This window comes from Bifidobacterium sp. N5G01 (assembly GCF_002742425.1).
Lineage (GTDB): Bacteria > Actinomycetota > Actinomycetes > Actinomycetales > Bifidobacteriaceae > Bifidobacterium > Bifidobacterium hominis.
In genome coordinates, this window is record NZ_NJNP01000006.1 from 63,025 (window position 1) to 88,578 (window position 25,554).

Annotated in this window: 23 protein-coding genes; 6 read left to right on the top strand and 17 right to left on the bottom strand. The window is 51.5% G+C overall.

Going from position 1 to position 25,554, the window contains the following annotated elements; translation table 11 throughout:
* Positions 1-54: 54 nt before the first annotated feature.
* Complete coding sequence (locus tag CE168_RS08500) at positions 55-714, bottom strand: single-stranded DNA-binding protein (protein WP_099571974.1); 660 nt, start codon at positions 712-714, stop codon at positions 55-57.
* 56 nt (positions 715-770) lie between these two features.
* Positions 771-1,058: a 30S ribosomal protein S6 gene (gene rpsF, locus CE168_RS08505; protein WP_003810120.1), complete on the bottom strand. Its 288-nt coding sequence runs from the start codon at positions 1,056-1,058 to the stop codon at positions 771-773.
* A 264-nt stretch (positions 1,059-1,322) separates the two neighbouring features.
* On the opposite strand from rpsF, the gene CE168_RS08510 reads away from it, so the two are divergent.
* Positions 1,323-2,336 carry a ribose-phosphate diphosphokinase gene (locus CE168_RS08510; protein WP_099571975.1) on the top strand — a complete coding sequence of 338 codons (1,014 nt, stop codon included), beginning with the start codon at positions 1,323-1,325 and terminating at the stop codon, positions 2,334-2,336.
* A 169-nt stretch (positions 2,337-2,505) separates the two neighbouring features.
* Here the strand turns inward: CE168_RS08510 and CE168_RS08515 are convergent, their stop codons facing one another.
* From CE168_RS08515 to CE168_RS08530, 4 genes are all read right to left on the bottom strand, one after another.
* The gene (locus CE168_RS08515; protein WP_055063702.1) at positions 2,506-3,483 is read right to left on the bottom strand and encodes a ribokinase; all 978 of its coding nucleotides are present in this window, start codon (positions 3,481-3,483) and stop codon (positions 2,506-2,508) included.
* Positions 3,484-3,603: 120 nt separating this feature from the next.
* Positions 3,604-5,055: an MFS transporter gene (locus tag CE168_RS08520; RefSeq protein ID WP_099571976.1), complete on the bottom strand. Its 1,452-nt coding sequence runs from the start codon at positions 5,053-5,055 to the stop codon at positions 3,604-3,606.
* A 79-nt stretch (positions 5,056-5,134) separates the two neighbouring features.
* A complete protein-coding gene (locus CE168_RS08525; protein ID WP_065439609.1) occupies positions 5,135-6,091 on the bottom strand; it encodes a nucleoside hydrolase in 957 nt (318 codons plus the stop codon).
* A 270-nt stretch (positions 6,092-6,361) separates the two neighbouring features.
* The gene (locus CE168_RS08530) at positions 6,362-7,420 is read right to left on the bottom strand and encodes a LacI family DNA-binding transcriptional regulator (protein ID WP_099571977.1); all 1,059 of its coding nucleotides are present in this window, start codon (positions 7,418-7,420) and stop codon (positions 6,362-6,364) included.
* A gap of 200 nt (positions 7,421-7,620) precedes the next feature.
* On the opposite strand from CE168_RS08530, the gene CE168_RS08535 reads away from it, so the two are divergent.
* The 3 genes from CE168_RS08535 (at position 7,621) to CE168_RS08545 (ending at position 9,106) form a co-directional block, all read left to right on the top strand.
* Complete coding sequence (locus CE168_RS08535) at positions 7,621-8,094, top strand: hypothetical protein (RefSeq protein WP_065438237.1); 474 nt, start codon at positions 7,621-7,623, stop codon at positions 8,092-8,094.
* A 398-nt stretch (positions 8,095-8,492) separates the two neighbouring features.
* Positions 8,493-8,783 (top strand): type II toxin-antitoxin system RelB/DinJ family antitoxin, encoded by a 291-nt coding sequence (locus tag CE168_RS08540; RefSeq protein WP_034879801.1) that lies wholly within the window; start codon positions 8,493-8,495, stop codon positions 8,781-8,783.
* A 14-nt stretch (positions 8,784-8,797) separates the two neighbouring features.
* Positions 8,798-9,106 (top strand): type II toxin-antitoxin system RelE/ParE family toxin, encoded by a 309-nt coding sequence (locus tag CE168_RS08545; protein ID WP_226669216.1) that lies wholly within the window; start codon positions 8,798-8,800, stop codon positions 9,104-9,106.
* Positions 9,107-9,341: 235 nt separating this feature from the next.
* Here CE168_RS08545 and rfbB (CE168_RS08550) read toward each other — a convergent pair whose 3' ends face one another.
* Positions 9,342-10,391, bottom strand: coding sequence for a dTDP-glucose 4,6-dehydratase (gene rfbB / locus CE168_RS08550; protein WP_180753768.1), 1,050 nt, complete (start codon positions 10,389-10,391; stop codon positions 9,342-9,344).
* A 466-nt stretch (positions 10,392-10,857) separates the two neighbouring features.
* Positions 10,858-11,049 (bottom strand): hypothetical protein, encoded by a 192-nt coding sequence (locus CE168_RS08555; protein ID WP_180753765.1) that lies wholly within the window; start codon positions 11,047-11,049, stop codon positions 10,858-10,860.
* A 437-nt stretch (positions 11,050-11,486) separates the two neighbouring features.
* Between CE168_RS08555 and CE168_RS08560 the strand changes: the two genes are divergently transcribed.
* Together CE168_RS08560 and CE168_RS08565 are read left to right on the top strand one after the other, a co-directional pair.
* Complete coding sequence (locus CE168_RS08560) at positions 11,487-14,114, top strand: LTA synthase family protein (protein ID WP_236824377.1); 2,628 nt, start codon at positions 11,487-11,489, stop codon at positions 14,112-14,114.
* Between the two features lie 41 nt (positions 14,115-14,155).
* A complete protein-coding gene (locus tag CE168_RS08565) occupies positions 14,156-15,178 on the top strand; it encodes a glycosyltransferase family 2 protein (protein ID WP_099571980.1) in 1,023 nt (340 codons plus the stop codon).
* Positions 15,179-15,210: 32 nt separating this feature from the next.
* Here the strand turns inward: CE168_RS08565 and CE168_RS08570 are convergent, their stop codons facing one another.
* The 9 genes from CE168_RS08570 to CE168_RS08610 all read right to left on the bottom strand — a co-directional run bounded on the left by CE168_RS08570 (position 15,211) and on the right by CE168_RS08610 (position 25,520).
* Positions 15,211-16,194 (bottom strand): glycosyltransferase family 2 protein, encoded by a 984-nt coding sequence (locus CE168_RS08570; RefSeq protein ID WP_099571981.1) that lies wholly within the window; start codon positions 16,192-16,194, stop codon positions 15,211-15,213.
* On the bottom strand, positions 16,181-17,434 hold the full coding sequence (locus tag CE168_RS08575) for a rhamnosyltransferase WsaF family glycosyltransferase (protein WP_099571982.1): 1,254 nt from the start codon (positions 17,432-17,434) through the stop codon (positions 16,181-16,183). The genes CE168_RS08570 and CE168_RS08575 overlap by 14 nt, the downstream gene beginning before the upstream one ends.
* Entirely contained in the window at positions 17,431-18,618 is a 1,188-nt protein-coding gene (locus tag CE168_RS08580; protein ID WP_099571983.1) for a polysaccharide pyruvyl transferase family protein, read from the bottom strand. The genes CE168_RS08575 and CE168_RS08580 overlap by 4 nt, the downstream gene beginning before the upstream one ends.
* Before the next feature lies 1 nt (position 18,619).
* Complete coding sequence (locus tag CE168_RS08585) at positions 18,620-19,849, bottom strand: ABC transporter ATP-binding protein (RefSeq protein WP_099572000.1); 1,230 nt, start codon at positions 19,847-19,849, stop codon at positions 18,620-18,622.
* 9 nt (positions 19,850-19,858) lie between these two features.
* Positions 19,859-20,662, bottom strand: a complete 804-nt coding sequence (locus tag CE168_RS08590) for an ABC transporter permease (RefSeq protein ID WP_099571984.1) — start codon at positions 20,660-20,662, stop codon at positions 19,859-19,861.
* A gap of 79 nt (positions 20,663-20,741) precedes the next feature.
* Entirely contained in the window at positions 20,742-21,635 is an 894-nt protein-coding gene (gene rfbA / locus CE168_RS08595) for a glucose-1-phosphate thymidylyltransferase RfbA (RefSeq protein ID WP_099571985.1), read from the bottom strand.
* 132 nt (positions 21,636-21,767) lie between these two features.
* Entirely contained in the window at positions 21,768-23,216 is a 1,449-nt protein-coding gene (locus CE168_RS08600; RefSeq protein WP_099571986.1) for a sugar nucleotide-binding protein, read from the bottom strand.
* A 79-nt stretch (positions 23,217-23,295) separates the two neighbouring features.
* Positions 23,296-24,318 carry a dTDP-glucose 4,6-dehydratase gene (rfbB, locus tag CE168_RS08605; protein WP_099571987.1) on the bottom strand — a complete coding sequence of 341 codons (1,023 nt, stop codon included), beginning with the start codon at positions 24,316-24,318 and terminating at the stop codon, positions 23,296-23,298.
* A gap of 92 nt (positions 24,319-24,410) precedes the next feature.
* Positions 24,411-25,520, bottom strand: coding sequence for an acyltransferase family protein (locus CE168_RS08610; RefSeq protein WP_099571988.1), 1,110 nt, complete (start codon positions 25,518-25,520; stop codon positions 24,411-24,413).
* Between the last annotated feature and the right edge of the window lie 34 nt (positions 25,521-25,554).

Here is a 25,554-nt window from a genome sequence, read left to right on the forward strand (position 1 = left end):
AAAACTGGAAATCGCTTTTCTTCTAAGCTGCTTTAAGCTGCGATCCAGATCGGATCAGAATTCCGGTTCGTCGCTGTTTCCGCCGAACTCGGAGGAACCGAACGAACCGAATGAGGAGGAACCGGAATTATCCGAGCTGCCCCACGGATCCGATGCCGGAGCGGGCTGCACGGCGGGCGCGGCGTTGGCTGGAGCGGAAGCTCCGCCCTGATAGCCTGCACCACCGGAATATCCGGCACCACCCTGATAGCCACCGGCATTGCCGGCGAAGCCACCATTGTTGAATCCGCCATTGCCACCAGCGAAATTGTTGCCCCCACGATTGCCGGCAAAATTACCACTGTTAGCACTGGAGGTTCGGGTGACCTGGGCGGTCGCATAGCGCAGGGACGGGCCAATCTCATCGACCTGAAGCTCGACGACCGTGCGCTGGGAACCATCGTTCGCCTGGTAGGAACGCTGCTGCAAACGACCTTGCGCGATCACGCGCATGCCCTTGCTTAAGCTCTGCGCACAATGTTCGGCCATATCGCGCCACGCGGAGCAGCGCATGAACAGGGCCTGACCATCTTCAAACTGGCCCGTATTACGGTTCCAGGTACGCGGAGTGGAGGCAATCGTGAAGCTGGCCACGGACGAGCCGTTGCCAACTGTACGGATTTCGGGATCAGCGGTGAGGTTACCCACCACAGTGATAATCGTTTCGCCTGCCATCGTTACCTACTTACTTTGCAGCTTGTTGTTTTGCAGCTTGAAAAGCTTGGAATTACTTACTTGCGAAGAATCTTCGTGCGGATGACGGATTCGTTCAGGTTCAGCAGACGATCGAGTTCGTCGCTGGTGGCCGGCTCAGCGGAGTAGTTGACCACAACGTAGTTACCTTCGGTCTTGCCAGCGATCTCGTAGGCAAGCTTGCGACGGCCCCAGATGTCGATGTTCTCGACAGCACCGCCTTCCTTGGTGACAGTTTCCAGATACTGCTCGGTCAGCTTCTTCAGACCACGCTCATCCAGCTCAGGATCGGCAATGAACATCAGTTCGTACTTATGCGCAGACATCACCCACCTCCTTCGGACTATCGGCCATGGACCTTCCATGGCAGGAGTGTGTATGCGTACTGCCTTCACACATCTATATAAGAGGTATAAAGATGCATTTCAGACAACCTGTTCAGCATAGCCCTTCTGCTGGACGAGCGGCAATCGCGCACGTTCCGCAAAACAGGCGCGTCATGGGCACCCGCATTGTTATATTGAATACAGCTACTTTTGTACGGTTGGCATACCGTATTTACGCGACTCTAGATTTGTGGAAGGCGAAGCATGTCGGCGATTCTCGAAGGCACTCCGGATAAAAAACTGGCTTTGGTAACGGGTCGTGCATACCCTGATCAAGCCCATGAAACCGCGAAATACCTGGGAATCGACGTGCTTGAAACCACGGCCTACGATTTCGCTAACGGCGAGATGTACGTGCGCTACACCGAACCGGTGCGTGGTGCCGATGCGTTCGTGATGCAGGCGCACACCGAGCCGATCAACAAGTGGATCATGGAACAGCTCATCATGGTTGACGCCATGAAGCGTGCTTCCGCCCGCTCCATCACAGTGGTCGCACCGTTCCTTGGCTATTCTCGTCAGGATAAGAAGCATCAGGGCCGCGAACCCATCACCGCCCGCCTGATTTTCGACTTGTTCCGCGCAGCCGGCGCCGACCGTATTATGACGGTTGACCTGCATGCCGCCCAGGAGCAGGGTTTCTTTGATGGTCCGGTCGATCACCTCACCGCCACTCCGGTGCTGCTCGACTACGTGCGTAACAACATGCCGCTTGAGAACACCACCATCGTGTCTCCGGATGCCGGCCGCATCAAGGTTTCCGAACAGTGGGCCGCGAAGCTGGGCAATCTGCCGCTCGCGTTCATCCACAAGACTCGTGACATCACTCGCCCGAACCATGCCGAGGCACATGGCATTATCGGCGAAGTCGAAGGCCGCGACTGCGTGGTGGTTGACGACATGATCGACACCGCGGGCACCATTTGCGAAGCTGTGCGCACGCTGAACAATGCCGGCGCGAAGTCCGTGACGTTGGTTGCCACCCATGGTCTGCTGTCCGGCCCGGCTGTGGAACGCCTGAGGAATTGCGGTGCCAAGGAGATCGTGCTCACCGACACCGTGCCAGTTCCGGAGGAGAAGCGTCTGCCGAACATGACCGTGCTGTCCGTAGCTCCGCTGCTGGCTGCCGGCATCCGTTCCGTGTTCGAATCCGGCTCCGTTTCCACGCTGCTCAACGGCTTGCCCGAAGACATGCGTCCGCGCAACATTTACGCCTGATTCGCGCAATCTTTTCAACGCAACAAAAACTCGCCCCCATCCGGTCGGCGAGTTTTTTAATGTCAGATCTTCCCAAAAACGGGGTGCCGCATCCTACGTCGGTAGGATGCGGCACCCCGCGTATCAAGAGAGAAATCTGACTAGCGTCCGATAGGCGTCCTCGCTTCCGTTATTTGGCGAATGCTTCGCGGATTTGCGCGGCATTGCCGTAGGAGGCCTGCGCACCATACCCTGTGGCGGCGTATGCCGAAACATACGAGGCAAGCTCGGCCGCTTCGGAAAGCGCCATGCCCGAGGCAAGACCGGCCAGCACCGTGCCCATGAAGGAGTCGCCGCAGCCGGTGGTGTCCACCGCGTTCACACGCACGGGGGCAATGCGCTGGATCGGCGTTGCCGAAGTGGAATCCAATACCACGGAACCATCGCCGCCGAGCGTCACGATCGCCTGTTCGAAACCGAATCCACGCATTGCTTCCAGCGCATGATTCCAATCGAAACCGTCCCAATCGTCGTTTTCCGGCTCGTCAATGCCGAGCAGCTGCACCATCTCATGCTCGTTGACGAGCAGAATATCGGATGCTTCCACCAGTTCGGCCGGCAGCGACGGGGTGAACGGCGAATCGTTGAGCAGCACTTTCACGCCCGCTTCATGGCACATGCGCGCGGCGGCCGTCACCGTTTCGATCGGGCTTTCCAAGCACAGGCCAAGTACGGAAGACCGTGCCAGCGCATCGCGCACGGATTCCACATAATCCACGGTGACCTGCGCGTTGGATCCCGGCGAGTACACGATGGTGTTTTCGCCGGCTGCGTCCACGGTAATCACGGTTGTGCCGGATGGTCCGAGCACGCGGCGAACATGCGTGGTGTTCACGCCAGCCTCGCCCAGAGCGCCAAGCAGGAAGTCGGCGTTGGAATCGGAGCCGACCGCGCCGAACATCTGCACGGTTGCGCCGATGCGCGCTGCGGCGGCCGCCTGGTTGCCGGATTTTCCGCCCGGCAGCAGCTGCAGCGGACCGCCGGTGATGGTCTCCCCCGGCCCTGGCAGACGCTGTGCGGTGACGGTGTAGTCCGCGTTCATCGAGCCGATTACGGACACTGTGCCGTGGATACGGTCCAATGCGGAGAGAACTTCAGTCGCGCTCATCTTTACCTTCCTTACATCAAAAGAAGATTTATGAAAATGGAGATTTGCGAAATAGTGTTGTTCAGTAATCGCAATTATCGCAAATCCCCATTTTTATTATATTGAGGATGTAATGTGCGATTACTTTGCCGATTCCTCGGTTTCCAGCGCATGGTTGCCTTCGTAGATCTTCTTCTTGAAGACAAAGAACACGATCAGGCCAAGCAGCGCGGTACCGGCGGCAATCAGCAACAGGTTGGCATAGTTGGCGGCAGCGCCGGTTGCGCCGGTGATGGAGCCGCCTGCGAGGGCGTTGGATCCGAGCAGGCTGCCGATGATGGCGATGCCGATGGACGGGGAAACGTTCATGGCCAGATCGTTCATGCCGACGCCACGGCCGGATTCGTCCTTTTCAATGGTGCCCAGCACGGTGGAGACCACCGGGGAGTACATGAGGCCGCAGCCTGCGTAGAACACACATGCGCACAGGGTCAGCACCACGAAACCGGAGTTCACGCAGAATGCCGCACCGGTCCAGCCGAGGAACATGAGGGTGCCTGCGGTCACGATGCCGGCCTTGATTCCGATCTTGCGGATGATCATGCCGGAGCAGGTGCCCACCACGGCGGCGACCACGAAGGCCCACACAATGTGCAGGGAGACCTGGGTGGTGGTCATGCCGTAGATGTTGGTGCCGATGGCGTTGAAGATCGGGCTCAGTGCGTAGTTCACGAAGTAGAACACGAGGATCAGGCAGATGGCGCGCAGCCAGCGGGTGTTCTTGAAGAACGCCGGGGTGATGAACGGGTTGGAGGCCTTGTTGATGTAGAAGGCGAATGCCACGAACAGCAGCAGGGAGACCACGAGCATCCACCATGCCATGTACGAGAAGAACAGGGTAAGGAATGCGGTGGCGAAGCCGAAGATCACGAAGCCGAATGCATCGACCTTCTGGCCGTTGCCGCTCTTGGACGGCAGGGTCTTGAGCAGGATCGGCAGGAACAGGATGGTGACGGACGGGATCAGGAACAGGAACTGCCATGCGATGGAGCTGAGCATGCCGGCTGCGAACACGCCGATGGATGCGGAAAGCTGGTATGCTGCGGTGAACAGACCGAAGAAGATGACCTTCAAATCGTTACGCAGGTACTTGGTGGCCACCACCAGGAAGGCGGAACCTGCCACCTGTTCGCCTGCGGTCTGCAGCACGCGTGCGATGATCACGGTCCACAGGTTTGCGGCAAAGAAGTAGTTTGCCACGAAACCGAAGATGGAGCCGACGAACAGCGTCACGAGACCGACGGTCACAAGCTTACGCAGGGAGACGAAATCGCCCAGGGAACCGTAGATGAAGCACACGATGCCGAGCACGATGCTCGGAAATGCGGTGATCAGGGACGCCTGGTTCGGTGCGCCGACGTCGGCGCCGACCTGCTGGAACACCAGGTTGAAGCCCTGCAGGCACAGGGTGCCGAGCACGAAGGTGATCAGCAGCGGGATCAGGGCGCGGATGGCCATCTTGTTGCTGGTCACCGGATCATCGAACGGATCGGCGGATGCGGTGCCGGTCACAGCGGTTGTGTTGTTAGACATAATAAAAATCCTTGATTCTCTCGAATTGCGCGATATGCGATACGCAATATGCGATACGCGATTGCTTGGCCGGTTACGCCTATTCAGCCTTGGCTGCGAGGCCGGAGATGCGGGTCATGAATTCGTTCAGGAAGCGCGGCACATCGACGCCGACGGCAACCTTCATGGTCTTGGCCGGGTCATTCAGGCGGGTTTCGTCGCCGATGGTGCGTCCGCGGGTCGGGCCTTCCACGTCGACCTTCATATTGATGTCGAGGGTGGTGACGAGGGTCGGGTCCACTGCCACGCCAACGGCGAGCGGATCGTGCAGGCCGCAGCCGCCCAGATGCGGGGACGTGGTTTCGTAAGCCTTGATGTAGAAGTCGGTCATGTCGGCCAGGAACTTGCCGGCCTTGGTGCCGAGATCGCGCCACTGCTGGGTTTCCTTGTAGGTGAGCAGGGTCTGCAGGGTCACGTCGAGGCCGATCATGGTGGTCGGAGCGCCGGAACGGAACAGGTAGTCGGCGGCTTCCGGATCCTGCGAAATGTTGGCTTCCATGCAGGCGTTGCAGTTACCGGGCACGGTCAGTGCGCCACCCATGAGCACGATCTGGCCGATTTCATCCTTGATTTCCGGAGCCTTCTTCAGTGCGGCTTCGATGTTGGTCATCGGGCCGGTCGGCACGTAGACGAGATCCTTGCCATAGGTCTTCACTGCGTCGATGATGAAGTCTACCGCGGATTCGGTTTCGACGGAGCGGTTGGAATCGGGGATTTCCACATCGCCGATGCCGTTGTCGCCGTGGATGAACGCGGAGATTGGCAGTACTTCGAAATGGTCGGTGGTGCTGGAGTGCGGCAAACCCTGATACACCTTGACTTCCGGGTGGCCGAGCAGGTCGGTCACGGCCAGTGCGTTGCGCACACCCTGCTCGACGAGCACGTTGCCGTAGGTGCCGGTGATGCCGATCAGTTCAATCTCCGGGCTTCCCAGAGCATACGAAATGGCAAGCGCGTCATCAACGCCGGTATCAAGATCAAGAATCATCTTTTTCATGTGTGTGCCTTTCCTCTTTGACGGCCTGACGACGGTCCGCCACCATACGGGTGCGTCGTCAGTTATACATCGAGCGCATTCTCGATTGTGTTGTGTTGACAAGATTTATGATAAAGCGTTTTATCAAGAACGCAAATTCTTCACCTATACACGGCGTGTTGCCTGTATTCCCAACGATTACAGCATATTGGAGATGCTTACGTCACCACATACCGAGATTGATCTGCACCACCCGTTTCGCACCAGTCTGCAGCATCTAAAAATGGCGGTTTACGCGCAGGCCGCCTGCACCAGTTTCGGCGTAAGCACTTCAACCTGCGGATCGGAAAGCCACGGACGGGCATCCCCTGATTCCGTACCGGACTTGGCACGAACCGCAACATCAATCCGCTTACGCAACATACCCCAACAAGCGGCGGCCAAATCAGTCACGCTCTGCTCAACGGTGGTCATACGCCAACCAAGACCGAATCGTTTGAGAATATTGTCGTAACCAATCACCTGCATATCCTCAGTAACATGCAACCCACGCTCCGCCATACGCTGACGGAAGCCAAGCGCCATCACATCGTTGCAGCAGAACACGGCCGTCGCCCCGCCATCGATGATCTGATTCGCGGCACGATAGCCGCTATCGAAACGGTAATCACCCTCAACACACAGCGAAGAATCAAAATGCTTCCCCGACTGCTCGATGGCATCCACAAAACCACGACGACGCTCCGCGGCACTCGACTCCGCAATATCGCCGGTGACAATGCCAATACGAGTATGACCACCTTCCAACAGATACTGGGCAGCCAAACGACCACCAAGATAGTTGTCAAAACCGACGGCATCGCACCAGCCGCACTGCGTCAAACGGTCGATCAGCACCACCGGGCACGACACGATCGCCACATCCTCACACAGCTGCTCAACAGCACTCCCAACACACGACTCACGCGCCGGGATCAACATCACCCCATCCACCCCACGGGCAGGAAGACGCTGCAACAACTCATGCTCCGCAGCACGCGAATCATCGGAATTGGCCACAATCAGCGAATACCCCTGCGCGGCGCACTCATCCTCCACACACTTGGCAAGCGCCGCGAAAAACAGGTTCTCAATATCAGGCACGATCAGCGCAACCAGCTGGGACTGCTTGGTCACCAAGCTACGCGCGCTCTGATTCGGCACATAATTCAGCTTCTTCGCCGCGTCGGCAATGGCCTTACGCTTCTCCTCAGACACGCGAGCCGGCCGATTATTCAACACCAGCGAAACCGTCGTCACAGACACCCCCGCAGCAGCGGCCACATCCTTCAACGTCGCACGATACGCCATTCAAACCCCTTAAAACGTTTCTCCTTCCAGCATAAATGCCACGCACTCCTGACGCGCCCAGCACCCCCATCCACAAACAAATTCCTTTCATAGCAAAATAATCCACATTATTTCCAGTGGTAAATCGTTTCTCAGAAATGTTTTTGTATACTCGCAACGTTTTGCTTAATACGAAAGCCACAGAGAAGAGAGGAACCCCAATGCAACCAACAGCACAGAAAAACAATGCGAAACAGCGCAAAACCATCGCCATCGTCGCCGTGATAGCAGTGGTTGCCATTGCGCTCGCAGCCGTTGCCATCATCGCAGTCGCCAATAAGCGCGAAATGACGCAAGCCGCCAGCGACACCTGCACGTTGAACGCGAAGGCGCTCGCCACGCATCAGCAAAACTTCGAAGAGGCTCAGAAAGAAGCCGAAGATGCGGCAAAACTCACCGTGGACGACGTGGCCGACGGCACCACGCTGGAAACCCTGAAGGATGCGATCACGCTGGCCGAAGCCGTGGAAAACGCGCCAACATGCCCCGCGAACGGCAATGCCAGCGACTTCACCAAGGCGACAGACGATATTCGCACGTACGCCGACAACTTGCGCAACATCACCAACGAACTCGACGCGGCCGCCAAGTCGGTGATCGCCAGCCAGGAACTCAAACTCGAGTCCGCCAAGTAAGTCAAGTAAGCCGCCCCGACGGTTAGCGCCGACGTCAGCGCCAAACCCTACGTCTAACGGGGCCAAAGTCATCCAAGTCTGCAACTTCGCCCCCATTACAAGCGCTTTCGCACCACATCGGGCTTATATGGCAGATTCGGAAGGTCGCCCGGAGACATTTCGCTTATATATGGCAGGTCATTCCGGAAAGACCGCAGTTAGAGGGTACACAATTACCCCCTAACTAGCTTGTTTCAAAAACAGACTGCCATACATAGGCGAGATGCCTCCGTACAAACCCCAAAATCTGCCATACATAAGCGAGATACCATCTGCCGACTTTCCTTTATTTTGCATTATGCGTGCATTTGACATAGAATACACATTAATTGCACGCAAGATTAGGGCAGGTGATTCAGATGGGCAATATTACCATTCGCATGAACGACGATCTGAAAGCTCGGGTCAACCAGACACTCGACGCCATAGGCATGAATTTCAACACTTACGTGACCATGGCGAGCATCCAGCTCGTGAACCAGCAGCGCCTGCCTTTCGATACTTCCGCGCGCGCCGCGGAACCAAACGAGCAGACCAAGCGCGCCATGCTCGAAGCCGAAGCCAAGGAACGCGGTATCCTCCCAGACGACGCGGCCACCTTCAACAGCGCGCAAGACGCCATCGCCTGGCTGCACAACAATCACGGCTGAACAGGCAAAGCGCCATGATTACCATTAAATTCGACCAACAATTTCAGACCGACTTCAAACGCATCTCACGACGGATACCTCAAATCGTAACGGAACTCGAATATGTAATCGAAGCTATTGAGGAGTACGGACACGTTCCGGAATCATATAATCCTCACATGCTTGATCACCCACGAGGAATCTACTCGGGATATGCGGAATTCCATCTTGCCGAAGGGAAAATGGATGTGTTGGTGATCTACTCGGAGCGGCCGGAAGCGTCGACAATCCGATTCATTCGCATGGGATCCCACGACGAACTGTTTGACGGTCCGTTGCTTTAGATGAGTCCATCGTAGGACCCAACGAGATTCAGCCATCGATTTCCGCCCAATAAAACTTTTTCCCACCATATCGGGCTTATATATGGCAGATTCGACAGTCCGACCGGAGGCATTTCCTGACGAAATCGGCTACTTGCAGCACGTTATTTTCCAATAGCCACTTACCAAACCCAATTGCCAGGCTGCGCCGCATCCACCATGACGCACCGTCACAAACGTTCCCATCCGACGCGCTTTACTGGCCTTGGGCGCGGTAGCGGGCTTCGGTGGCGGCTTTGGCGGGCTCCCACCAGGCGCGGTTGTCCGTATACCAAGCGATGGTCGCCTGCAAACCGGCTTCGAAATCGGTGTGCACGGGCCGCCAGCCGAGTTCGGTACGCAGCTTATTGAAATCGATCGCGTAACGTCGATCATGCCCAGGACGGTCACGCACCCAGTCGAATGCGTCCTCCGCACACCCCATAAGCCGCAGAATCATACGCATTACGGCAATGTTGCTCATTTCGCCGTCCGCGCCGATCAGATACGTTTCGCCGATTTGCCCGCGCGTCAGAATCTCCCACACCGCGGAAGAGTGGTCTTCCGTATGAATCCAGTCGCGCACGTTCTCACCAGTGCCATACAGTTTCGGCCGAACACCCTCCATGATGGATGTGACCTGCCGCGGAATGAACTTTTCCACATGCTGGTATGGCCCATAATTGTTGGAACAGTTGGAAATCGTGGCGCGAAGCCCGTACGTGCGCACCCATGCGCGCACCAGCTGGTCGGACGCCGCTTTCGACGCACTATACGGACTCGACGGCTTGTATGGCGTACTTTCGGTGAATTTGTGTGGATCGTCGAGCGCGAGGTCGCCGTACACTTCGTCGGTGCTGATGTGGTGGAATCGCACGTCATGCTTGCGTGCCGCTTCAAGCAGGCGGAACGTGCCTTCCACGTTTGTTGTGATGAAGGGTTCAGGATTGGCGATGGAATTGTCGTTGTGTGATTCGGCTGCGAAATGCACGATCGCGTCATGATCCGGTACGATACGTTCCAGTAATGCGGCATCGCAGATATCGCCTTGCACGAGTTCGACTTGCGATTGCGGAAGACCTGCGATATTTTGCGGATTTCCGGCATACGTCAGCTTGTCAAGCACGGTTATGTGCACGTCAGGATGGTTGTGTGCCACGTAGCGCACGAAATTGGCTCCGATAAACCCACATCCGCCGGTCACAATGATGTTGCGCGGCTTGAAAATCTCACTACTCACGATTTCAGGGTACCGGCAGGGTTGCATCATGGAGCGCTCGTGGGCGATGTCTCGAATCACTAATTCACGTAACCCGCGCAAGCCGAAAAGTTCAATGGTTGCACGGCTTCCCCCGTGGCGGATGCGATATCTATGACAGATTCAGCAGGTTTTTCGCACTCCAAACCTTGATTTGGTGTATGAACGGCACCTCAGTTACCCTTGATTTGGTGTATGAGAGCGGCTTTCGCAACCCTTGATTTGGTGTAAAAACCGCATAATCATTGGCTTTTCAAGCAGAGCACCCATTGAACTCAAACGAGCACCCTAAAATTTAGGTCCTGGCAGAAGAGAACTTCTGGATTACATGGCAAGATTCGGGCTCTAGGCCAAGTATGAGTCAGGTCCCGCTTCTGTCTCCAGTGAAGCCGACTCGCTTGCAGCGTGACATCTTCAAAAGCGACGCTTACCGAATCTCAGTTGTCAGACTGCGTCACATCGCCATGGCGAACTGTCATAAGCGTTCCCGTCCGACGCACTTCACAAATTCGTCTTTCTGCGGCTTGGAACCCTTATAGTCGGCAAACAACACTTCAAAATCCGGAACAGCAATGGTCTTCATACGAGCACAAGTTGGAACGGCATGTTCAGCAGCAATATGTCCAGAAGTCGGAATAGTGCGTTCATGGTCTGTCATGGCAACCACGTTACACCTCACGTCAACGGTCTAACTGCGCCAAGCCACGCACCGAATCCGCCGCCCGCCTTCTCGTCGCCCCATACAAGCCACGCTTTCGGCGCATTATCAGCTGGTGGCATCCAACACTTGCGCGCGCATATAGTCGTCCACCTTGAACACCAAATCCGTCTGCCGACCGTCGCTCGCAGCAAATTGAGCAAAAAGATCCGCATATCGAGCCTCTCCCCCAGTCTGCAAATCAACCAATTCCTGCGCTACGACCCTTCAGATTTCGCATACATTTTGTTGCCCTTTCCCACTTACGTTGTAGGCAGATACCCCACGTAGCACAGTTAACCTTCCAGCTACCTTTAAGACATCCGCTAGGTACCCGTTCGTCCACAGCTGAACACTAGAATATATCCGGTTTAATTGTACAGAGCCCCTAATTACAAGGGGCTATCTTGTTGAAGGATGCGACGATGCCTATTTTCTCGCCTGACTGTCATGCTCACGTTCCTTCATACGTAAAACTTACTAAGCAGCCGATTGCGGGTGGAACATATCGCCCTCTTGCGGACAACGAAGGCAGCAACGCCTGTGCTCCTTCCACCCTTTCAGGTCACCACAGTTCAAGGCTGTATACGCAGAAGTCGGCAATTCACACCACCTCCGACAACACAAGCGTTTTCATTCCCAACGTCGACGCGCTCCATCTGCCAGAAACGGCTGATAACAAGTCCGGCAACGGAGCATTTGGCGAAGCAGGGAACGACAATATCCATTTCACCCCCCTATCTGCCGAAATTCAACTCGCGCAAACTGACGAACATCCTCTGATGCAGGCCTTTGAAGTCTGCAAGCAAGCAGCCCGCACCACAACAAAAGCGCTTTCCACCGCAGGGCACGCAGTCGCAAAAGCCGCCAAAACTACTGGCCACGCCATCCACACCGCTGCCACAGCAGTAAAAAACGCATGGCATACTTTTATTAATTTCAAAGCCGTTCAACTCATCATCAAATTCTTCAAAAAGGCGTACGGCCTCTGGAAGAAACGCATGAGGTTCTCCTATGCGTTCTACGCCATTGTCTTCACCTTATTGATTTCTGCTGAGGTCATTTTCCTTCAGTGGGGTATGTATAGCGAACCAGCATATGATAAAAGCGACGAAGTCGATCAGACAACCAAAATTCTGAACAGCGTCGCAGGGCAAGTCACCAAATTCGTCAGTCAAATGTGGCTTGAGCAGAAATCTCTCTTTTTGGTTAATTTTGTCGGGCTCGGTCTTATTTATCTCGCACTCATTTTTGTCACCAACAGATTCTGGATTGCGACACTTCTTTTCGGAACAGCTATAACAGCTTTTGGCGTAGCAAACAGCATAAAAATACAATTACGCAATGAACCAATCATTCCAGCGGATTTTACTTTTATATCTGGAGGAGACGCCGGCAATATTGCTTCATTTATTCCTGACAATTCACAGCAATTCGTCGAAAATGCCGTCACAGTCGTCATTTGGATAATTGCTATCTGTTTGTTGCTCTTCCTACTCGATAGACGTAAATGCTTTATCTGCTGTTCATGGCGCAAACCATTCGCCAGTGCGAAAAACACCGTCGGCACATTCAGCCGAGCCCTCGCCGCCGTGGTTAGCGTAGTCATCCTGGCATCCTATGCAACAAACTTAGGAACTGGTGGGTCATGGTCAAATATGTGGGCAGCCAAACAAGGTTATACGCCCACACTTTTCGACGCAGCAGAAGATGCCCGGAATAACGGTCCTGCGACGACCTTCTTAAGCCTGACAAAAGCTCCCACGATGGATAAACCTGAAGGTTATTCAAAACAGAAGATGCAGGCAATTTCAAAGAAATATTCAAAGCTTGCAAATACCATAAATAAGTCCCGAACGCAGCAATTGACCGACAGCACTGTCATCATGATACTGTCAGAAACATTTGCCGACCCTACCAGACTCCCTGATATTACTTTTGATGAAGATCCCATTCCGAATATTCGAAATATCATGGGAACCACTACATCCGGCACCATGCTTTCGCCTGGTTATGGAGGTGGAACCGCCAACATTGAATACCAAGCTCTCACAGGTCTTTCCTTGGCGAATTTTAGCGATTCAATGATTGTTCCTTATCAGCAACTCGTACCGACTCAATCTAACCCATATTCGTTTAATCAGATCTGGACACAGAAATATGGAGAATCCGGTTCCGAGGCAGTGCACCCTTACTATCAAAGCATGTATCTAAGAAACACAAATTATAAAAAGTTTGGTTTCTCGCACCTTTATTCTCTCGACAGCGCAACCCCTGTCGAGCATACCGAAAAAATAGGAGAATCACCATATGTGAGTGATTCCTCCACCTATCAAGATGTTTTGGATTTGATCAAGAATCAAAAGAATCCAGAATTTCTGCAAGTCGTCACTATGCAAAACCACATGCCTTACAGCAACTACTATGAAGCGGAAGACGTCCTCCAATCTTCTGTTACCGATGACACACCTGACGATGAGCATAGTGCGATTAACGTTTTTTCTACGGGCCTGAAATACACGGATCAAGCAACACTTGACTTCCTCAGCCAGTTGAACCAGATCAACAAGCCTATTACAGTCATTTTCTATGGAGATCATCTTCCAGGCATCTATTTAAAAGAAGAACAAAATCCGGACGATTCGTTCCTACTTCATGAAACCGATTATTTCATTTGGTCAAACGATGCGTCACCATCTGCAAATGTTAAGCTTGACGACTCTGAAGCAGCTTTTTCTTCATCTAATTATTTCATGTCATCCGCAGCTGAGCATATGAATGCAAAAATTTCGCCATACCTAGCTTTGCTAACTAAACTCCACGAGGAAATACCTGCGATCAGCCGTGTCATCTCGAATAGGGGCGGAATCGGGCTCGGAACAGCAACTTATCTTCAATCCGACGGCACAGTGACTGATTCTGCCAGCATGAGCAAGACGCAAAAGCAACTACTAGCAGACTACAAGCTTGTACAGTACGATCAGACCTCCGGAAAGAACTATCTAAAAGAAAGCGACTTCATGAGTGTAGACTGAAGAAAGCTTTGAGTCCGAAGACAACACGATAGAAGGAAACAATGGATAAGACGCCACTCGTTTCAATCATTATCCCCGTTTATAATGCAGAACAATATCTGCCATTTTGTCTCGACTCAGTCAAAAACCAGTCTTGGAGCAATCTCCAGATTATTCTTATCGACGATGGTTCCACTGATTCTTCGCCGCAAATTTGTGATTTGTATGCTTCTACCGACAACAGAATTATCGTAAGACACCAAGAAAATGGAGGTATTGCCAAAGCTCAGAATGCTGGACTGGATTTGGCGAAAGGTGATTACATCGCTTTTATTGATAATGATGACATAATGGCACGAGACAATATTGAAATTTTATTTCATGCGTTAGTCTCCAATCATGCTGATATGAGCAAAGCCCGTTGGCAACAGTTTGGCATTTCGCAGATCCAAAAAATCAAAACGAAAGCTTCAAATGGCACAGCTCTTACAGGCAAAACAACATCTTTTAGCAATCCTCTGCAGTCATATCAAACTGTTTTCAGCAAGCTATTTCGCGTTCTAGGAAAGATGGCTGGCAAAAACACTGAAGCTCGTTATTTTAATGAGGCGAATTGGTGCCGTTTGTATGCACGAAAAGTATGGGATGGAGTTCGGTTTCCCGAGGGTATTTACGCTCAGGACACTGCAATAGCCGGAGAGTTATATCTTCGGATGGAAACGGTAGTTGACGTTGATGCAACCCTGTACTACTGGTTGCAGAGGCCTGACTCTGTTACACATAAGATGCGTAGTGCCTCGTTCTATCATGATCACATCGTCGCAGCTAAGAAAAACTTCATTCTGTGTCAAGAGAATAGTGTTATACCAGCGCGAAGCTACTACACTCTTACGGGCAATCTTAAAGATGAGGGAAAGGCTGCGAAGAGTTCTGCTGAAAAGCAACAGTTTAGAATTGACCAATTGCAAGTTTCAAATCTAATCAAGTCTCTTTCTCTTAAAGATAGAATGATTTGCAATTCGCTTAAGCGGATGAGACTGATAGAAAAAAGAATATACGATGCGAAAATTAAGAATATGAAATAGTAAACGTGCGGCAACTTAATGCCGCACGTTTACTATTTCTCTTGCTGCTTTTCCAAAGAATTTGCATCGATTGTCGCTTGATCGTTTAAATCAACAGCAATAGCTGCTCGCACGCCTTTCCATTTCTCAGCGACAAAAAGTGGATTGACTACCAGCCAATACAATTTGCGTTTCCATGAATATTGATGATCTTGCAGGATGAACTTTGAGCCTAACGTATAGGCACGAATCATCTGTTTAATGACGAATGGCATGGAAATTGGGTCCATTGTTTTGCCAACACGTCGTACGCCGACAATCTCATCAAACATACGTTTCTTGTAATCACGTAATTTGATCTCATTAGTATGCCACACATTAGCTCTTGGCGCATAAGCTTTAACATAACCGTGCTTGACGAGATCCTCGCCAAACTTCTGATCTTCAGCATACGGCACGTCCTGGTATGGAACGTCTCCAAGGAGCACAGACTTACGAGCCGCCGAATTAACGTCTGAATAGAATGTAACTAGATCAAAAATTTGTTGAGAGTCGATAAAGTCATCCTCATAGAAAAGCGTCGTTCCGAAGTCTGGACCAAACTGCTTAAAGGTCCGTATTATCTCCTCTTTCAGCAGGGGAAGAGCATTAGGACGAGGATCTTGCTTGCCCATGACACCGGCAACCATCGGGAACCGTTCCATCGGCTGAATAATCTCGTACAGCCACCGATCATGAGCAGGCGTTGCATCTTGAGTCAGATACACAACATACTCGCCCTGAGCCATTTGAGCCGCCTGCTGACGTACCCTTCCGTGTGAGAAATCAGGCTTTGCAATGGTTTCATACCGAAAATGCTTAAACTTGGGCAACCAGGCTTTAATTATTTCAGGAGTACGATCTTTTGAGCTCGTATCAACGACAAGAATCTCGTATTCGAAATTTGTCTTTTGCTTAATTAGGCTTCCAAAAAGCTCATCAAGATTGTCTTCACCATAATAAGTAGGAATGAAAACAGTGGCTTTAATCTCGCTCATGGCTGGCAGTAGTCACCTCTCGCATGATAATTTTCGCAAACTTCTCATATGACGCATCCCATGATGAGCTTTCCGCGCTCTTAGAAATGCGTTGGCATCTTGCTTCAATGTCAGGATCAGAGACAACTTCATCCAATCCTTTGGCCAATTCGATTGGCGAGTCCAGAGTGTAGACAATGTCCGAGTTCTCTCCAATTACCAAACGATTGTTCTCTCCATCGTTCATTACAGGAACGCATCCTGCAGCAAGGAGCTCAAGAGGAAGAAGCGATGCATTCGTTAAAGAAAGCACCAAACATGCCTGAGAGTCATGGTAAATCGAAGAAAGCTCCACAGGACTGACGATTCCTCGATTTTCGTACGGGAATGGAATGTCATAGTCAGATACATCCCAACCAAAGAAAACGATATTGTAGTCAGGATGTATTTGGTGGAACTTCGCCAAAGTCAAGACGCCAATTTCAAAGGCGCGTCTCTCGGTTACAGGTCTTGCATAGAAACAAATCTGCTTCTTTTTTGAAGTTTTTCCAGTAGGACGATAAATATCTAGATCTGCGCCGAAGTCGAAAAAATCAGCTTTCATACCGTATTCTCCGACTTTTTTCGTCAGCCAACGCCCAGCTGTAATACCGTAAAAACCAAAACGATAAGTGTTCTCAGCTAACACCGCTTTAGAGCCCATTCCGTAAAAGAGCGGCTCGAAATCCTGAACGAAATACATTTTATGGGCAGGATTCTTCATATTGAAAACAGGATAAGCGGTTTCCCATCCCGTCGCGAACAGGACGTCGATGTCTTCTTTTTCAGCCTGACTCATAGGCAGACAACGAACATCAATATCAAAATGCTCTTTCAGCAACTGGTGAGAATAATCAGCTGGCTGTTGTGAGATGCTCTCGTAGATGAAAAAGGTGACATTATGTCCGCGCTCTTGCAACGATTTCGCAAAACGAGCGATTGTATGCTGACCGCCGCTACCAATGCTGATAGGCGAAAGAACCCACCCAATATTTAACTTTGCCTTATCAACCTTCTTAGGCGCAACATACGGCTCAGCAACAAAATCAGCTTTGACAACATCTTCCACAGATGTCATAACGTCAATAGGGCGCTTCGAAATAACGCTTTGCACCGCATGAGAACGCTTCAGCTTACGTTTTATAAAAGAAATGCACCGCTCAAAAGTGACCTTAACTCCGTTAGACCGAAGGTATTGAAAAAAAACGCTGATATATTTCACTTCTGGTTCCCCTTGATCATATCTTTCAGCTTACGTCCAGGAGCAGTAATCGTCCTACCTATCCTCCAAGAACTAGATTTTTCCATTGCCTCTATGCGTTTACGCAAAATATCATTCTGAAGAGAAAGATCGTCCTGCATTTTTCGAGCGTCCTGAAGTTCCTCATCAAGATGCTGCTGAATTCTGCGCAAATCATCACACTGCTCCTGGAGCCACTCTTTATCACCTTCCAAAAGAAGTGCACGATTCAGGGAATGAAAACCTCTTGTAAAAAGCCTTATATACGATTCATTATCTGCGATATGAGAAAAATCAACCGTTCGAAAAGAGCTGCCACTATCATAACCTGTGAAATCAGTGACTCTTTTAATTAGCTGTTCACGTATTTTTAGATACGATTTAGGATTTTCCTTCGGTGTATCAACGTCAAAAAGTGAATAATCATTAAGATATTCTTCATCAGTCGCACTGTTTACCAGCTCAGCTAATCCGGCATACCTTTTTTCATCGTATTTATTCCGATCCTTGACTAAAAAGACCGGCGTTTCAAGCGCAAGTGCCGGAAGCATGGCATGCAGCCTCGTAGAAATGACAGCAGAAGCCGATTGATACAAATACAAGAAATATTCAGCTAACTGAAGACGATCGTCTTGACTCATATCTGCATCAAAATACGGAGATGCCTGTATGACTGAGCGGTTAGTATGACTCTGAACCATCTCCACAACAGGCTGAGGAACATCCACCGCTAAAACAAAGTCGCCTTTGGGAATACCCGGGTCTCTTTGCAGAGTTAAAGTCATGCAACCTGAAAAATAAGACTCAACCCCATGTTTCTGCAAAAGCTCCAACGTTGAAAGGTCTCTCGCTCCTACAGGACCATGGTCATTAAGATAATGAATGCTCGTATCGTTAAAAAAAGTATCAAGAACCTTAGAGTCAGCCTGATCAATATACATTGATACAGTGAGGGGAATCACTTTATTGGACTTCGGAGGCCACTGGTACGGCGCATGCATAAACCATCCATTAGTGATTATTTTTGTCTCTTCATCAGGACAGTATTCACCCAGTCTGTCTCGGTCTATATAAGTATCCACCGATGGCAAAAAACGCCTTGCCGCTATGCTCTGAATTTCATCCCCGATGTTCTCGGTCTCATATTTGAAAAGGCCGTATTTCATATTATCCCTCCATTGGAGACAGAACGAAATCGAAGTCAGGCTTCCAATTCTGGCTCACGTCGACAGGAGCATGAACCTCGAACAACAATGCATTGTTTGCCATTAAATAGTTTTCGCTTCTATCGTCCTTTTTCACTGCTACTTGCACTGAAAAAATGCCGTTAGGAAAAATGTTATCTACAGAAAGGCGCAGATGCATATTTTTCCCTTCGGAAAACACGATTTTCTGATTAACGTTCTTATCATCGCTGGCGACACGGAAAACAATCTCTCCGACCTCGCTATTAATAACAAAAGTCAAAACCGCATCTTCTAAATTTCTCTTCGGGAGGATATCTAGATTAAAGATAAGCTCGCTGTCAGTAATCTCATGGGATATTTTGAAATCAACATTCTCCCTTCGTTGACGAGTTTCCTCCTCTTTCTCGGAGATCGACATCTCAGTGTCGCCACCAGAAAATTGAGATTCAAGGTTAGCGAGATCAAGACGCTGACTATTCAACTCTTGATATGCTTGCGCGACTTCCAAAGGAGTACCGTCAATTTTAAGATCACCATCATGAATCAAAATAGCGCGATTACAGAAACGTTGCACCGAGTCCATGGAATGAGTAACAAGTACAACAGTCTTTTTCTCGCGACGCAATTTAGCAAAATACGCATAACATTTACGCTGAAAAGCCTCATCTCCAACCGCCAAGATCTCATCTAGCAGGAGGATATCGGACTGAGCACGAATAGCCATAGAGAACGCCAAACGGACAAGCATGCCGCTGGAGTAATTCTTGATCTTCTGTTCCATAAATTGACCAAGTTCGGCAAAATCAACGATATCGTCATACATTGCGTCAATCTCTTTGGTTGAAAAACCCATCAGGGCTCCGTTGAGATAAACGTTATCATGTCCGGTTAGTTCAGGGCTAAAGCCAACGCCCAATTCAATAAATGGCACCAAAACGCCGTTAATGTTGATGCTTCCAGAATCAGGATAGTATATTTGCGCCATCAACTTCAGCAACGTGCTCTTTCCGCTGCCATTACGTCCTACAATTCCAATAAAATCTCCCTTGTTGATTTTAAAGGAAATATCACGTAAAACCTGATGTTCTTCATACCCCTTTTTCCCACTTACAGCGTTAAAGATCGCTTGTTTCAGACTAGAGGCCTTCTCAAGCGGCAACTTGAAGCTTTTGGAAACATCTTTGACTTCAATCGCAATATCGTCATTCATCGCTACCACTTACATCACCTCAGCGAATTGCTTGGAGCTCTTGTTAAAGTACCAAGAACCGATTGCCAGCACTATCACGACAAGCGACAGCGGAACCAGGCCAATAAGCGGATTGTTCCACATCGACCAAAGCGTCTGCGTGTAGTCTGTAACTAGGTTATACCGGATGTCTTGAATTATCTGAGCCATAGGACTCAACATCATTAATTTTGCCATGAAAGGATGCGTAGCACTCACCATCGTTATCGGATAAATAATCGGGGTCGCGTAGAAGAACAGCTGCAAAGCCACTTCCCAAAGATACCCAACATCACGATACTTCACGAAAAGAGATCCTAAAAAGAGACCTATGCCTAATGCCAACAGATACATCTCAAGAATGTTCAATGGCAAAAGTAACACTGTCCAGCGAAACTTAACCCCTGTCAACAAGGCAAAGACAAAGACCACAATCAAGTTGAAGAAAAGATTAATCAACGCAGAGATTGTTCCTGACAGAACAATGATGTATTTAGGGAAATTGATTTTCCTAATCAAATCTCCACGCGAGACAATCGCCTGCAAGCCCTGTGTTGTGGCCTCCGCAAAAAAAGTCCAAAAAGAAATACCAGCCAAAAGATACACAGCGTAGTTAGGGATATCCCCTCCCATCGCCAGAAACTTTGCGAACACTATATACATAACCGCAAATAGCATCAGAGGCTTCAGGATAGACCACAAATATCCTAAAGCAGATTGCTGATAACGTAATTTAAAATCTGTAACGGTGAGCTCGCGAAGAAGCACACGGTTACGCTTGCTAAACAGGTTCAAACTTCCTCCAAATCGTAATTGAACTCAGACACTGATCATCAGCTTACCGAAGTCTTTCTAAAATAAAGGACCACAGTTTCTAATCTTTCTTTGACTTGAGAATGATTTTATCTTCAGCGACATCCTTGAGATGCTTACCATATGGGCTTTTGCCGTATTTCTCGGCGGCTGCCATCAACTGCTCTCGAGTAATCCAACCATTCTCGAATGCAATTTCCTCAGCCACTGCGATCGGCAGACCTTGCGCTCTCTGAACCGTACGCACAAACTCGCCAGCCTCAAACAGGCTATCCATCGTGCCCGTGTCCAGCCATGCATAACCACGACCTAACGTTTGCACATTCAAAGAGCCATCCTCAAGATACATCCTATTGAGGTCAGTAATCTCCAATTCACCGCGTGCGCTCGGCTTGATCTGCTTGGCGAATTCGACCACACGCTCGTCATAGAAATACAGGCCGGTCACCGCATAGTTGGATGCCGGGTGTTCCGGCTTCTCTACGATAGAGATAGCCTTCTTGTTCTCGTCGAACTCGACCACGCCGTAGCGTTCCGGGTCATCCACGTAATAGCCGAACACTGTAGCACCATGCTCCACTGCGACAGCCTTGCGCAGGGTACGCCCCAACCCGTTGCCATAAAAGATGTTATCACCCAACACAAGCGCGCACGGCTCGCCGTCGATGAACTCCTCACCCAGCAGGAACGCCTGTGCCAGCCCGTCCGGGCTCGGCTGGACCTTGTAGGAGAAAGTCACGCCATACTGGCTTCCATCGCCCAGCAAACGCTCGAAATTAGGCAGATCATGCGGTGTGCTGATAATCAGGATGTCGCGAATGCCCGCCATCATCAGGACGCTCAGGGGATAGTAGATCATCGGCTTGTCGTACACCGGGAGCAGCTGCTTCGACGTGACCGTAGTCAACGGATACAGGCGGGTACCGGAACCACCGGCAAGGATGATGCCCTTCATAATCGTCCTGCTTTCTGACGTATCTTTGGGTAATAAGCGTTTCCAGCTTAGTAGGTCAATCCAATATTGAAAAACCGCGCAGAAGAGTCTGCGCGGTTTCATCGCATTATCAGGAAGTTTCTTCTCCGTGGATCACTCGGCCAGTTCCTTGGCGACGTATGCCTTTAGCAACTCCTCCCAGTCCGGAGCCGAGTATCCCGTCGCCTCGATCTTCTTGAGGTCCAATGCGGAATGCGTCGGACGCGGGCTGACCGGGGCCTTCGCGTTCCGGAAGTATTCCTCGGTCGAGATCGGGCGTACCCTGTCCCCGTTGCCGTTCATCAGATCGAACACCGCCTTGGCGATGCCGGCCCAGCTCTCCACCCTGCCGGAACCGGTCAGATCGTACGTGCCGTACCCGGCACCGGAATCCAACAGGTGGAAAATCGCGTCCGCCATATCCGAAGTGAACGTGAGGCGCCCGTACTGGTCGTCCACCACGGTCACCTCGTTCAGGCCGTCCCCGGGGTCGGCGACGCGGTTGGACAGCATCATCATGGTCTTTACGAAGTTATGGCCCTCGCCGATCACCCAGCTCGAACGCAGGATATAATGACGCGGGCAATTCGCGACCGCGATGTCCCCGGCGGCCTTCGACTGGCCGTACACGCCCAACGGCGCGAACGCCTCCTCCTCGTCATGCAATTCGGCGGTCCCGTCGAACACGTAATCGCTCGACACGTGCACCAGGGTGATGTTGTGCTCCGCGCACACGCGCGCCAGCAGGGCGGGTCCCTGCGCGTTCGCCTTCCACGCCAGCACGCGCCCCTCCGGGGTCTCGGCCTTGTCGACCGCGGTGTACGCGCCCGCGTTGATGATCGTGCCGTACAGGCTCCAGTCGAACCGGCCGTACTGTGCCGGGTCGGAGAAGTCGAACGTGTCGATGTCGTTGAACTCGAAGCCCTCGAGGCCGTGCTCCTCCACGTAGTCGCGGATGGCGTGGCCGAGCTGGCCGTTGCAGCCGGTGACCATCGTGCGGCGCGGGGCCATGGGCTTGGCGTCCCTGAGCATCGGGTGGTGCAGGTCGGCCTCGCTGCGTTCGGACTCCTCCAGCGGGATCGGCCACTGGATGTTCAGCTCCGGGTCCGCGAGGTTCACGAAGGTGTAGGTCTTCTTCTGCTCGAGGCTCCAATGCGCGTTCACGAGATACGTGTACGCGGTGCCGTCCTCCAAAGCCTGGAAGCTGTTGCCCACGCCGCGAGGCACGTAGATCGCCTTCGACGGATCCAACACGGTCGTGTACACCTGGCCGAAGGATTCGCCCGGACGCAGGTCCACCCAAGCGCCAAACACGGAGCCAGTGGCGATCGAGATGTACTTGTCCCACGGTTCCGCGTGGATGCCTCGCGTCACGCCCTTCTTCGCGTTGAAGCTGATGTTGTTCTGCACCGGACCGAAATCCGGCAGACCTAGCGCGGTCATCTTCGCGCGCTGCCAGTTCTCCTTGAACCAGCCACGGTTGTCGCCGTGCACCGGCAGGTCGAACACCAGCAGTCCCGGAACGTTCGTCTCCTCGACCCTCAGATCCTTCTCGAAATCCATACCCTCGTAAATCCTTTGCCGTAGATGGGAATCATCATGGGGCCACGCCCTTTGGGGTGTGGCCGTTCTCGTATGCGTCTTACTGGCCCTGCTGCTTGTACCTGGCTTCAGTGGCGGCCTTGGCCGGCTCCCACCAGGAGCGGTTGTCCGTGTACCAGTCGATGGTCTGTTTCAGGCCGGACTCGAAGTCCGTGTGCGTGGGCGTCCAACCCAACTCGGTCCGCAGTTTCGTGGAATCGATCGCGTAACGGCGGTCGTGGCCCGGACGGTCCTTCACCCAGTCGAATGCGTCCTCGCTCTGGCCCATCATCTTCAGGATCATGCGCAACACGGTGATGTTGTTCCTCTCTCCGTCCGCGCCGATCAGGTAGGTCTCGCCGATCCTGCCTTTGGTCAGGATCGTCCACACGCCGCTGGAATGGTCCTCAGTGTGGATCCAGTCGCGCACGTTCTCGCCCCTGCCGTACAGCTTCGGCCTCTCGCCCTCGAGGATGTTCGTAATCTGGCGGGGAATGAACTTCTCCACATGCTGGTACGGACCGTAATTGTTGCTGCAGTTGGAAATCGTGGTCCTCAGGCCGTACGTGCGGGTCCACGCGCGCACCAGCATGTCGGACGCGGCCTTCGTACTCGAGTATGGGCTGGACGGATGGTACGGGGTGGACTCCGTGAACTTGGCCGGATCATCCAAAGCGAGGTCGCCATACACCTCGTCCGTGCTCACGTGGTGGTAGCGGATGCCGTACTTGCGCACGGCCTCGAGCAGACGGAACGTGCCTTCCACGTTCGTCTTCAGGAACGGTTCCGGGTCCGCGATCGAATTGTCGTTATGGGACTCGGCCGCGTAGTGCACGATCGCGTCGTGGCCCGGCACGATCTTGTCGAGCAGCTCGGCGTCGCAGATGTTGCCATGCACGAACTCGACACGGTCCTCGGGAAGGCCCGCGATGTTCTCGATGTTGCCCGCATAAGTCAAAGCGTCCAACACGGTCACGTGCACGTCCGGGTGATGGTCGACCACGTAATGCACGAAATTCGACCCGATGAAACCACAGCCACCGGTCACGATGATGTTCTTAGGAGTAAACGTCTCTTCAGCCATATGTGCAATAGTACTTTCCCTCTTAGTCAAAAGCACACTAAACACTTCATTGACCAGATTTCGAATTCTGAGCGAAGGAACACTGCCTTCGGCTAAAGAACAGCAAAGGCGTTCCAATATCCGTCACTAGATTTTTTCGGCCATACTCTATCGAAGAGCTTCGTCCACAACCGATCCACAGCAACCCTATACAAACTCTTTCGCACAAGCTCCAACACAGTCGCAACACAAAAAACAACGAATATCGACAACACAGACAGCAAAATCGCGTATTTGTCGTTATAAAAAACAGACAGGTTGACCCAATTGAACCATAGCTGCTTACGAATAAACGGCTGCTCAGTAATCAGATAAACACCAAATGATGCCGAAGCAATATGATTCACTATCTTTGAATGGAAATGCATCCCACGAAAAAGACCAAACAAGGCAAAACTTACCGCGAGAATAGGAATCGACCATTCGTCCTGAACCGGTTCAAGATAGATGGGAAGATTGTCCGCATCTCCGACCCATACCGCCGACAAGACAGCATTCCAAATCACAATAGCGAATAGCCCCAGCAAACCCGCAACGTTTAAAGCGAACCGAGATAGCCTCAATGAATACCACTTATAGTAAGCAAGTAACGTGAAAACATAACAGAAACCAACAAAATTAAGCCCCATACCTAGATTCGCCCCGGGAACAAACCTTAAAAGTCCCCACAAGACAATCATTAAAATACATAATTGCAGGTGAGGCCTTTTGCCCATCTTCTGTAAAGACGTTCGCACAAAAGGCAGCAGAAGCATGAAAACCGAGTAACTGCTTACATACCACCACTCATTTCGAGTAAGCGGGAACAAAAGGTCAAGCCATGTCGAGTCAATTACAGAAGTCGGATCAATAATAAGCTGCAACACCAAAGAACTCAGATTCCAGAAAAACAGGATGCTCCACAGCGACCAAATTTTTTTCGCAGCCTGTCGAAGCGATATTTCCTTATCGGCAAGGAACCAAACGGTGATAAGAAGGAATAAAGCGATTCCAATCTTTCCTGACGCCCTGTAGAGAAACTGGAAAAAGAGACGTTTCAGACAAAAAGGTTCTGCCCACAAATCAAAGGGACAATGAACAACTAAATGATGAGAAACAATAAGAATGATTGCAATTATCCGGAGAAGCTCCAACCCGGATTCTCTGTTTTTCTCTGTCTTCATCTGTTATTTGGTTTCTGAATGGTTGTCATGTCGC